11 protein-coding genes are annotated in these 10424 nt (G+C 65.0%); 4 read left to right on the top strand and 7 right to left on the bottom strand.

All coding sequences use genetic code 11. The features are described from left to right. Positions 1-174: 174 nt before the first annotated feature. The 3 genes from QDT69_RS35380 to QDT69_RS35370 are packed head-to-tail and all read right to left on the bottom strand — an operon-like array spanning position 175 to position 3393. Complete coding sequence (locus tag QDT69_RS35380; RefSeq protein WP_279711093.1) at positions 175-1371, bottom strand: acyl-CoA dehydrogenase family protein; 1197 nt, start codon at positions 1369-1371, stop codon at positions 175-177. 13 nt (positions 1372-1384) lie between these two features. Continuing rightward, positions 1385-2530 carry an acyl-CoA dehydrogenase gene (locus QDT69_RS35375; protein ID WP_279711092.1) on the bottom strand — a complete coding sequence of 382 codons (1146 nt, stop codon included), beginning with the start codon at positions 2528-2530 and terminating at the stop codon, positions 1385-1387. A gap of 8 nt (positions 2531-2538) precedes the next feature. Beyond that, positions 2539-3393, bottom strand: a complete 855-nt coding sequence (locus tag QDT69_RS35370) for an enoyl-CoA hydratase (protein WP_279711091.1) — start codon at positions 3391-3393, stop codon at positions 2539-2541. A 158-nt stretch (positions 3394-3551) separates the two neighbouring features. Between QDT69_RS35370 and QDT69_RS35365 the strand changes: the two genes are divergently transcribed. From QDT69_RS35365 to QDT69_RS35355, 3 genes are read left to right on the top strand one after another with little or no spacing between them, the layout of a single operon-like run. Then, the gene (locus QDT69_RS35365) at positions 3552-4172 is read left to right on the top strand and encodes a LemA family protein (protein ID WP_279711090.1); all 621 of its coding nucleotides are present in this window, start codon (positions 3552-3554) and stop codon (positions 4170-4172) included. A 21-nt stretch (positions 4173-4193) separates the two neighbouring features. Next, positions 4194-5093: a YgcG family protein gene (locus tag QDT69_RS35360; RefSeq protein ID WP_279711089.1), complete on the top strand. Its 900-nt coding sequence runs from the start codon at positions 4194-4196 to the stop codon at positions 5091-5093. Between the two features lie 4 nt (positions 5094-5097). Beyond that, a complete protein-coding gene (locus tag QDT69_RS35355) occupies positions 5098-5595 on the top strand; it encodes a TPM domain-containing protein (protein ID WP_279711088.1) in 498 nt (165 codons plus the stop codon). Positions 5596-5655: 60 nt separating this feature from the next. Here QDT69_RS35355 and QDT69_RS35350 read toward each other — a convergent pair whose 3' ends face one another. The 4 genes from QDT69_RS35350 to QDT69_RS35335 form a co-directional block, all read right to left on the bottom strand. Next, complete coding sequence (locus QDT69_RS35350; protein ID WP_279711087.1) at positions 5656-6270, bottom strand: glutathione S-transferase family protein; 615 nt, start codon at positions 6268-6270, stop codon at positions 5656-5658. 127 nt (positions 6271-6397) lie between these two features. Continuing rightward, the gene (locus QDT69_RS35345) at positions 6398-7711 is read right to left on the bottom strand and encodes an MFS transporter (RefSeq protein ID WP_279711086.1); all 1314 of its coding nucleotides are present in this window, start codon (positions 7709-7711) and stop codon (positions 6398-6400) included. A 125-nt stretch (positions 7712-7836) separates the two neighbouring features. Continuing rightward, on the bottom strand, positions 7837-8646 hold the full coding sequence (locus QDT69_RS35340; RefSeq protein WP_279711085.1) for an MBL fold metallo-hydrolase: 810 nt from the start codon (positions 8644-8646) through the stop codon (positions 7837-7839). Then, on the bottom strand, positions 8643-9017 hold the full coding sequence (locus QDT69_RS35335; protein ID WP_146992454.1) for a Crp/Fnr family transcriptional regulator: 375 nt from the start codon (positions 9015-9017) through the stop codon (positions 8643-8645). Before QDT69_RS35335 ends, QDT69_RS35340 begins: the two co-directional genes overlap by 4 nt. A gap of 210 nt (positions 9018-9227) precedes the next feature. On the opposite strand from QDT69_RS35335, the gene QDT69_RS35330 reads away from it, so the two are divergent. Then, positions 9228-10286, top strand: a complete 1059-nt coding sequence (locus tag QDT69_RS35330; protein ID WP_347952186.1) for a hypothetical protein — start codon at positions 9228-9230, stop codon at positions 10284-10286. Positions 10287-10424 lie beyond the last annotated feature (138 nt).

Here is a 10424-nt window from a genome sequence, read left to right as displayed (position 1 = left end):
TGGAGGGGGAGGGGCGACGCGACTGAAAGGAGCGGCGGGGTGGGGTGAAAGTCCCTCCTCGTGAACAGTGCCCGAGTTGAGAGATCACCCCACCCCGTCACGCATCTAGCGATGCGTGCCGACCCTCCCCCTCCAGGGGAGGGTCAAGGGAAGGCGATCGCGTCCGGACGCGGCCTACAACCCCAGCACCATCTTTGCGATGATGTCGCGCTGGATCTCCGACGAGCCGCCGAAGATCGTGTACGCCCGTCCGTTGAGATATTCCGGCACCACCGGCAGCAGTTCTTCCGGGATCGCCGGCTCGTGGTTGAGCCGGTAGAACGGCCGCGCCGGCTCGACGGCGAGACCGTCCTGGCCGATCACGTCGACGCCGAGCCGCGTCACCGCCTGGCGGATCTCGCTGACGCGGAGCTTGATCAGCGACGACACCGCGCCGGGATTCTGCCCGGTCTGCAGCGCCGACAGCACCCGCAGCTCGGTCATCTCGAGCGCATCGATGTCGACTTCGACCTCCGACATCCGCATCGCGATGTCGGGGTCCTCGATGGCGCGGCCGGTGACCTCGGAGCCTGCGAGATCGGTGATCGTCTTCAGCGCCTCGCGCAGCTTGGCGGACGCGATGCCGGAGCCACGCTCGAATTCCAGAAGGTACTTGCCGTAGGTCCAGCCCTTGCCTTCCTCGCCGACGCGGTTGGCGACGGGCACGCGGACGTCGTCGAAGAACACCTGGTTGACCTCGTGGTCGCCGCCGATGGTCAGGATCGGGCGCGTGGTGATTCCAGGCGTCTTCATGTCGATCAGAATGAAGCTGATCCCGTCCTGCTGCCGCTCGCCCTCATTGGTGCGCACCAGCGCGAACATGCGGTTGGCGTGATGCGCATGCGTGGTCCAGATCTTGGTGCCGTTGATGACGTAGTCGTCGCCGTCGCGCACCGCGCGGGTCTTCAGCGAGGCCAGGTCGGAGCCGGAGCCCGGCTCGGAATAGCCCTGGCACCAATAGTCTTCACCGGAGAGGATCCGCGGCAGGTAGAAGTTCTGCTGCTCGCGTGAGCCGAAGCCGATAATGACCGGGCCGACCATCTTCACGCCCATCACGTTGACATTGGGTACGCCGGCGCGGGCGCATTCGGCCTCGAAGATCCAGCGCTGCGCCGGCGTCCAGTCCGGTCCGCCATGTTCGACCGGCCAGCCCGGCGCGCCCCAGCCCTTCTTGTGCAGCGCGCGCTGCCAGGCCATGCCGATATCAGGATCGGAGAACACCGACGGCGTCAGCGCTGTGGCGCGTTTCATCTCCGGCGTCAGACTCTCGGCGATATAGTCGCGGACTTCCTGCTCGAAGGCGCGCTCTTCGGCGCTGAAGGTGAGATCCATGGTGCGCTCTCCGTTACGCGTGGACGCGGCCGCTCAGGGCGGCGTGGCGGCGATAATGATGGGCGCTGCCGCCGAACAGCGTGTCGAAGGCGAGCAGCCGCTTGAAATAGGCGCCGATGTCGAGCTCCTCGGTGACGCCCATGGCGCCGTGCAGCTGCACCGCCTGCTCGGCGACGAAGCGCGCGCATTTGCCGATCTTGGCCTTGGCGCCGGAGGCCGCACGGCTGCGCGCCACCGGCTCGGCATTGGCCATCAGCGCCGCGCGCAGCGCCATCGAGCGTGCCTCGTCGACCTGCATCGCGACATCGGCGAGGCGATGACGGATCACCTGATTGGCCGACAGCGGCCGGCCGAACTGCTTGCGCATCTTTGTATATTCAAGCGTGGTGTCGAGCAGCGTCTGCATGATGCCGACGGCTTCCGCGCCGAGCGCGGCCATTGCGCGGTCGACCACGGTTTCGATCGCGGGCAGCGCATCGCTGCCATCGCCGAGCAGCGCGTCGGCCGGCAGTTGCACATCCCTGAGATCGAGATTGCAGCCGCGTCCGCCGCCGAGCCGCGCATAATCGCGCAGAGTGAGGCCGGGCGTTCCAGCCGGCACCAGGAACAGGGCAAGCTTGCCGGATGCGCCATTGGCGTTGGCGATGCGAGCGGAAACGATGATCTGGTTGGCGGCTGCGCCGTCGAGCACCGCGACCTTGCTGCCGTTCAGCCGCCAGCCGTCGGCGGTTTTGGTCGCCGTTGTGTCGACACGAGCGAGGTCGAAGCGTGCCGCGCGCTCCGAATGCGCAAAGGCGAGCGTCAGCGCGCCCTCGGCGATCCTGGGCAGGATCGCCTGCTTCTGCGCCTCGGTGCCGCATTCGGCCACCAGCGCGGCGCCGATCACGACGGTGGAGAGGAACGGCTCGGACACCAGGCCACGGCCGAACGCTTCCATCAACAGCCCGATCTCGATCGCGCCGCCGCCGAGCCCGCCATGGGCTTCGGCGATCGGCAGCGCCAGCCAGCCGAGTTCGGCGAATTGTTTCCAGATTGCCGGCGAATAGCCCAGCGGATCGTTCACCGCTTTCTTGCGATGCTCTGATGTGAAGGTTTCCGCCACGAAGCGGTCGGCACTTTCGCGCAGCAGGCGCTGCTCGTCGCTGAGAGTGAGGTCCATCTGGCTTTCTACACGTTGGCGGTTTTCTTGACGGAGGGATGCAGACCTGCGGGGTCCACCACCATTCCGAATTCCTGAAGGTTATGGGCGTGGCAGAGCTGATGCAGCGCGAACGCCTGATCAATCGCGGCAGGCTGCCCCATGATGTCGATCGAGCGGTTCACCGCTTCCTTGCTCAGCTTCAGCGCGAACGCGGGTTTTGCGGCGATCCTCCGCGCCAGCGCCAGCGTGAACGACGAGAGATCGCCGCGCGGCACCACGTGATTGACCATGCCGAGGCGATGCGCCTCGTCGGCGCTCCAGACGTCGGCGGTGAACAGCATCTCCTTGGCCTTGCGCGCGCCGAGCTCCCATGGATGCACGAACCACTCGACGCCGCAGACGCCCATCGTCACCACGGGGTCGCAGAACTCGGCATCGTGGCTGGCGACGATCAGATCGCAGGCCCAGGCCAGCATCAGCCCGCCGGCGATGCACTTGCCGTGGATTTCCGCGATCGTCGGCTTGGCGAGATTGCGCCAGCGCCGTGTGATCTGCAGGTAGATCTCTTGCTCGCGCGCGAAGCGGCCGTGCGCGTTCGGTTCGGCGAAGCCACCCCAATTTCCGACTGGCGGGAAATCGACGCCCGCCTCATTCTTGGCTCCCGGCCGCAGATCGTGACCGGCCGAGAAATGCGGGCCATTGCCGGCGAGGATGATGACCTTGACCGCGTCGTCCTGCACCGCCCGATCGAAGGCGGCGTTGAGGTCGTAGGTCATCTGCAGGTTCTGGGCGTTGCGCGCCTCAGGGCGGTTCATCACGATCCGCGCAATCGCGGGGTCGGGCCGCTCGACAACAATCGTCTCGAATTGTTCAGACGCCAATGGATCCTCCCGCGATCGATTTTTCCGCCATGATGAACGGCGCGGGGAGGGATAGGCAAGGGCCATCATCCGCAAAAGAGCGCGCGAAATCCGCGCCACGGGATTATCGGGCGGAAATCTGTTACCGTGAGAGAGAATCCACCGGGAGGACCATCTTCATGCGCAAGCTTTGGACCGTGCTGGCAGCGCTGGCGACCTTGAGCCTGACCAACTGCGGCTACAACGCGATCCAGACCAATGACGAGCAGGTCAAGTCGAGCTGGTCGGAGGTGGTGAACCAGTACCAGCGGCGTGCCGACCTGGTGCCGAACCTGGTCAACTCGGTGAAGGGCTTTGCGCAGCAGGAGAAGGACGTGCTGCTCGGCGTCACCAATGCGCGCGCCAAGGTCGGCAGCATCCAGGCGACATCAGAGGTACTCAACGATCCCGCAGCGTTCCAGAAGTTCACGCAGGCGCAGGGGGAACTGACCAGCGCGCTGTCGCGGCTCCTGGTTGTCACCGAAAACTACCCGCAGCTGAAATCGGATGCGCTGTTCCGCGACCTGATGGCGCAGCTCGAAGGCACCGAGAACCGCATCACCGTGGCGCGCAACCGCTACATCAAGTCGGTGCAGGAGTATAACGTCGGCATCCGAACCTTCCCGAACAATCTGACCGCGATGGCGTTCGGCTACAAGGAGAAGCCGAACTTCACGGTCGACAATGAGAAGGAGATATCGACCGCGCCGAAGGTCGATTTCAATCCGGCACCGGCGCCGTCCCCCGCGCCGTCGAAATAGCGCTGCCCGGCGCCCGTCGCGATGACCGCCGCACGCGTCATCCTGTTCGCCTTCCTGCTGGGCTTCATGTGTCCGGCGTGGGCCGAGGTTGCAGTGCCTCAGCTCACCGGCCGCGTCGTCGATCAGACCGGCACGCTGTCTGCCGGTGATGTCGCGTCGCTGAACGACAGGCTGAAGGATCTGGAGACCCGCAAGGGCAGCCAGATCGCAGTCTTGATCGTGCCGACCACCGGCGAGGAGACCATCGAGCAGTTCTCGATCCGCGTCGCCGAGGCCTGGAAGATCGGGCGCAAGAAGGTCGACGACGGCGCGCTGCTCGTCGTTGCCAAGAACGATCGGCATTTGCGCATCGAGGTCGGCTACGGCCTCGAGGGCGTGTTGAGCGACGTCGTCACCCACCGTATCATCGACGAGGACATCACGCCGAAATTCAAGGCCGGCGATTTCGCCGGCGGTATCTCGGCCGGCATCGACCGGATGATCCGCCTGGTCAATGGCGAGCAGTTGCCGGCACCGGAGCCCGAGCATTGGCAGGCGCCCAATCTCGTCGACTTCGCCAACCCGGTCGTTATTTTCGGCGTCATCATCGTGGCAGGCTTCCTGCGCGGCCTGCTGGGGCGGCTGCTGGGCTCGGCCGCGACCGGCGGCATCGTCGGCGCCTTCACCTGGATGCTGGCCGGCTCGCTCGCCACCGCACTGGTGGTCGGCCTGTTCGCCGGTGTTGCGGCGCTGATCTTTGGCGGATTGAATTTCGGCGGTCCGGCGGCGGGCTCGGGACCGTACCGGCGCGGCGGTGGCTATTCCGGCGGCTGGGTCGGCGGCGGCGGGGGCTGGAGCAGCGGCTCGAGCTCGAGCGACAGCGGCGGCTTCAGCGGCGGAGGCGGCAGCTTCGGCGGCGGCGGCGCTTCGGGGAGCTGGTAGGCATATGAGCATCAAGCGCATCGGCAAGCATCTCATCGAGCATCGCTGGCGCGTGCGGCGCGAGTTTCCGCCGCGCGTGCTCGATGCGATCGAACAGGCGATCAAGGCCGGCGAGGCCACCCATTCGGGCCAGATCCGCTTCGTCGTCGAAGGCGCGCTCGACGGCGTGCCGCTGTTTCGCAATCAGCCGGCGCGGGAGCGGGCGCTCGACGTGTTCTCGCATTTGCGGATCTGGGACACTCATCACAACAATGGTGTGCTGATCTATCTGTTGCTCGCCGACCGCGATGTCGAGATCGTCGCCGATCGTGGCATTGACGCAAAGGTCGGCCGCGCCGGCTGGGAAGCGATTTGCCGCGCCATGGAAACGGACTTTCGGGCCGGGCGGTTCGAGCAGGGCGTGATCAACGGCATCGCCGCGGTGTCGCGGGAGCTGGCGAAGCATTTTCCGCATGCCGAGGGCGGCTCGAACGAGCTGCCGGATAGGCCGGTGGTGATTTGAGGGATTGAGTTACTTGGCCTTCTTCATCCTCCCCTCCAGGGGAGGATAAGAAGATCGTCTTTACGCCTTCACCGACGGCCGCGCGGCGACGCGGTTGAACCAGGCGACGATGTTGGCGTTCGACTGATCCAGCGGCTGGCCGACCTGGTTGCCGAAATCGATCCAGCAGTAGAGCAGCATGTCGGCGAGCGTGAAGCGCTTGCCGCAGATATAGTCGCGTCCGTCGGCCATCTGGTTATCAAGCCATTTGATGCGATTGGCGGCGATCATCTTCAAGCCCGGTGAGGCTTCGGGCGCGACCGGAATGCGCTTCTCGAAGAATTTCAGCGCCTCGCCGAAGCGGTAGCCGTTGGCGAGCGGCTCGGCGATGTTGAGATCGACCCGGCGCGTCCACATCCGGCACTCGGCGCGTTCTTCCGGCGTGCTGCCGATCATCGCGGGCGAGGGATGCTTCTCCTCGAGATATTCGCAGATCGCCGTGATCTCCGAGAGGTAGTTGCCGCAGTCGAGCTCGAGCGCCGGCATCTGGCCGTGCGGATTGCGCTTCAGATGCGCTTCCTCGCGGTTCTCGCCCTTGCGCAGGTCGACGGTCTCTTTGGGTATCTCGATGCCCTTCTCCGCCATGAACATGCGCACGATGCGCGGATTGGGTCCGACCGAGTCGTAAAGCTTCATGGTCCTCGCTCCCTGTTTTTCAGCGTTGTTGTTGCCGCTGTTGAACAGGGCACAAGCGGGTTTGTCAAATGCAGCGCCGCATGCACGATCGCGCAGGCTCGAGCATCAGCCGTCGTACCGGTCGCGGTCATTGCGCCGGTTGAGTTGCGATTCCCGGCACCGACGGTCGACCGCGATAGACCGACAGGCCCACGAGGCCCACCGCTGCGGCGAAGAGGATGTAGTAGACCGGAGCAGCCTTGTCGCCCGTGACCTGGACCAGCCAGGTGTTGATGAACGGCGCCAGCCCGCCGAACAGCATCACGGCAAGATTGTACATCAGGGATGCTCCGGTCGAGCGCACGCCGACCGGAAATATCTCGGTCATGAAGGCCGGCATCGGCCCGGCCAGGGCTCCGAGCAGGACCGCGACGATCTGCAACTGCCAGAGGTTCGCCGTGGTCGGCGCGGCGACGAGCCGCTGCAAGATCACATAGAACAGCAAGCTGTAGATGATCAGCGCCGGAACCAGGACTGCACGGCGACCGATCCGGTCGGAGAGGGCACCGCAGGCCACCGCCACCGCCGCATTGATGAGGCTGACGACGAGCAGGCCGAGCTGCGCGTTCAGGATCGGCAGCTTCAACTCGGCGACCGCATAGGTCGGCAGAAAGATCGCATTGACATAGTTGATCGCCGTGCCGGCAGCGATCAGGCAGAACGAGGCAATCAACTCGCGCGGATGTTCCGAGAACAATTGGCCGAGCGTGGTCTGCCTGTTCGGCTGCGCCGTCGCGGCCTTCTCGGCGAGATAAGCCTTGAATTCGGGCGACTCGTCGCACCTTTGGCGCAGGTACCATCCGGTCGGCCCGATCAGAATGCCGAGGATGAACGGCACGCGCCAACCCCAGCTCGCGAAGGCGTCCGCCGACAGGCCGAGATTGAGGCCGATCGCCATCGCGGCACCGAGGCCGAACGCCAGCGATTGCGACACCATCTGGAATGAGCCGTAGAAGCCGCGCCGGTCAGGCGGCGCGAACTCGATCAGCATTGCGCTGGCGCTGCCGAACTCGCCGCCGGCGGAAAAGCCCTGGATCAGCCGCGCCAGCAGCAGCAACAGCGGCGCGGCGATTCCGATCGCGCCATAGGTCGGCAGGACGCCGAGCAGGCCGGTGCCGACAGCCATCAGCGATATCATCACGACCAGCGCCTTCTTGCGGCCGTGCTTGTCGGAGTAGAGCCCGAACACCAGGCCCCCCAGCGGCCGGGCTGCAAAGGCGATCCCGAATGTCGCGAAGGTGAGCAGCAGCGAGGAATGCGGATTGTCCGCGGGAAAGAACAGCTTGCTCAGGATGCCGGCGAACAGGCCAAAAACGGTGAAGTCGAACCATTCCAGCGCATTGCCGATCGTGGAGGAGATTACCACCCGGCGGCGCATCTGCGCCATCGTGTCAGCCTGCATTCGCTTCGTCTCCCCGCTGTCGGCAACGGCTTGCATCGCCGCGTCTGTGATTCTTATCGTTGCGAGCCGATCCTAGTGCAAAGTCATGGCAGGTCACAACGGGCGGCTTCGGCCGGGACAGAGCCTCAATCGTCGAGCTTGTTGAGGTCGCGCACCGATTGCATGATCGGCTCGAAGTTCGAGCGCGCATCGAGCGCGTCGAACAGTTGCGCGGTGTCCTCGAGCAAAGCGTGCGAGCGCTGCAGTGCGATCCGCACATCGTCCTGCGGCGTGTCGGACAGCCGGCCGTGACCCGACAGCAGGATCTTCGAATTGAGGCCCTTCAGCCGCTCCAGCGACTGGATGTAGTCGGCAATCGAGCCGGAGCCGAACACGCCGCCCATCACGCCGCCGGGCATCAGCGTGTCGGCGGCGAACAGCAGCCCCTTGTCCTGATCGAACAGCGAGATGCAGGCCGAGGTGTGGCCCGGCGTATACATCACGTTGAGGCGGAAATTGCCGAGGTCGATCAGGTTGCCTTCCTCGAGCCAGATGTCGATGTCGATCGGCACGTTCGGTTCGTTGAACATCTTGCGCAGCATCGAGAAGTCGTCGCGCAGCATGATCTTGTTGGCGGCGAGCCGGTGCGCGGCGATGTAGGCTGAGCCGTGGAAATGATAGGCCGCACCGATGTGATCGAGATGCTCGTGGCTCAGCACCACCATGTCGACCATCTCGGGCGTTAGCCCGAGGTGGTTGAGACAGGCGACGAGCGAGGGATAATTGGTCGACAGCCCGACGTCGATCATGATGGTGCGTTTGCTGCCGCGCACGAGATAGGCATTTGCCGCACGGTTCTTGAAGCGGATCTGGTAGACATCGTCGGCAGCCTGGATCAGCGTCGCGACGTCGGCCTCGAACAGCGTCTTGAACGGGCTCGGCTTGCGCTCGCTCATGGTGCGGCTGCCGCGCGGTAAGTGACGGCGTTGGAGGCGCGCAGGCGTTTCGAGAGCGCATCCATCACCATCAACGCGAAGGCCGGCTGCTGGCTGACCAGATAGACGAAGCGGGCGTGGTTGATCCGCATCACGCGCGTCGCGGGCGCGGCTGCGATGGCGGTCGCCGAGCGCGCCGAGCCGTCGATCACGGCCATCTCGCCGAAGAACTCGCCCTTGCCGAGGCTGACGATGACGGTCTTGTTGCCGCCATCGATCTTGGCGATGTCGACCGTCCCGTCGAGCACGACAAATAATTCTCGGCCGGTCGAGCCTTCCTCAAAAATGACGTCATCGACACCAAATTCATTGATGCATTTCTCGATCGTCATGGTGCTCCCCTGCCTTCTGGCTGGAAGATGACGGCATGTTAATCGGGAAAGCGTCGCGCGCAAACGGAGCTGACGCAGATTGCCGCAGGGCAGCATCGCCCAAATCCGGCCCGGAAAACTCCCTAAAATTTAGGTAATGGCGGCGCGGGGTAACCATTTCGCAAGCAATAAAAGTTACCGAATTGTCAACCAAGCCTGGAGACTTTGAACGTGAGTGAGCAGCAGAGCGAGCCGGTCAGCGGTCAAACCGGCGCCGAAATGGCGGCGAACAGCGAGCCCGCGATGGCTGTGGCCGGTGTCGAGGCTCCGCGGCTCGCGCCCGAACAGGAAGAGACCTCGCCGAAGGCGGACGCGCCCAGGATCGATGCGCCGAAGGTCGAAGCTCCCAAGGAAGCGCCCAAGGCTGAGCCGTCCCGGCTTGATCCCGCGATCGAGGCCAGGATCGACGCCAAGATTGACCCCAAGATCGAGCCGACCAATATGGCGGTGCCCAAGGTCGAGACCGGCAAGCGTGCAGAGCCGCGTTTCCCGGGCAGACTGATGATCATGGCACCCGGTGACCGGACCTGGGACCATGAGGCGACCGCCTCCAAGCCGGGTGCCGAGCAGACCGCCAAACCGGCCGGCTCGCGCCGGTTCGGGGCGATGGCCGCGGTGATTGCGCTGGCGACCGTGGCAGGCGCCATTGGTGGCGCGCTCGCGACCGCAGGGCTCGGCCATCTCGCCGCCCCCGCTGCTGCCTCCGTCAGGGACGTGGCTGCCAAGGACGCTGCAAAGGAAGCGGCCGACGCCGCGATCGCCCGGATCGATGGCGAAATCGCCGCCCTGAAGTCCAGCATCGACCAGACCGCCAGGAACGGGACCGTTCAGTTCAGCAAGGCCAGCGAGCGGATCGAGAAGGTCGAGAAGGCCCAGGCCGAGCCGATCGCCAGGCTCAACAAGCTCAGCGAGACCGTCGACAAGCTCCGCGCCCCGCAGACGACTGTCGCTGCGGCGACGCCCGCCCGCGAGGTCACCGGCTCGATCCCGCCGGCGACTGCGGCGGCCGCGCCTGCCGCCCCGAGGCCCGGGGTCGGCCGCCTGCCGGTGGTCGATGGCTGGGCGCTGCGCGACGTCGGCAATGGCGGCGCGCTGATCGAGGGCCGCGGCGGCATCTATGAGGTTTATGCCGGCGATCCCGTCCCCGGCCTCGGCCGCGTCGACGCCATTCGCAAGCAGGACGGCCGTTGGGTGGTCGTCACCAGCAAGGGTCTGATCGTTTCGCGCTAGAACTTCGGTTCTGACTGAATCAGAACCGAAGCTCTAGATTCTTGTTTTGACGCGTTTTCTTCACGCGAACCGGTGCCCACTTCGCTTGAAAACGCTATCATTGCGGAACCACGACAACACCAAGGCGCTTCACCGCGA

The organism is Bradyrhizobium sp. CER78, from assembly GCF_029846235.1.
GTDB lineage: Bacteria > Pseudomonadota > Alphaproteobacteria > Rhizobiales > Xanthobacteraceae > Bradyrhizobium.
The sequence above is the reverse complement of the archived record's forward strand: the minus strand, read 5'-3'. Positions and strand labels throughout refer to the sequence as shown.

What these genes read in the sequence shown, in the direction of transcription:
- QDT69_RS35380 (WP_279711093.1), bottom strand. Translation starts at nt 1,371, where the DNA reads ATGGATCTCACCTTCAGCGCCGAAGAGCGCGCCTTCGAGCAGGAAGTC.
- QDT69_RS35335 (WP_146992454.1), bottom strand. Translation starts at nt 9,017, where the DNA reads ATGACGATCGAGAAATGCATCAATGAATTTGGTGTCGATGACGTCATT.
- QDT69_RS35350 (WP_279711087.1), bottom strand. Translation starts at nt 6,270, where the DNA reads ATGAAGCTTTACGACTCGGTCGGACCCAATCCGCGCATCGTGCGCATG.
- QDT69_RS35345 (WP_279711086.1), bottom strand. Translation starts at nt 7,711, where the DNA reads ATGCAGGCTGACACGATGGCGCAGATGCGCCGCCGGGTGGTAATCTCC.
- QDT69_RS35375 (WP_279711092.1), bottom strand. Translation starts at nt 2,530, where the DNA reads ATGGACCTCACTCTCAGCGACGAGCAGCGCCTGCTGCGCGAAAGTGCC.
- QDT69_RS35360 (WP_279711089.1), top strand. Translation starts at nt 4,194, where the DNA reads ATGACCGCCGCACGCGTCATCCTGTTCGCCTTCCTGCTGGGCTTCATG.
- QDT69_RS35340 (WP_279711085.1), bottom strand. Translation starts at nt 8,646, where the DNA reads ATGAGCGAGCGCAAGCCGAGCCCGTTCAAGACGCTGTTCGAGGCCGAC.
- QDT69_RS35355 (WP_279711088.1), top strand. Translation starts at nt 5,098, where the DNA reads ATGAGCATCAAGCGCATCGGCAAGCATCTCATCGAGCATCGCTGGCGC.
- QDT69_RS35365 (WP_279711090.1), top strand. Translation starts at nt 3,552, where the DNA reads ATGCGCAAGCTTTGGACCGTGCTGGCAGCGCTGGCGACCTTGAGCCTG.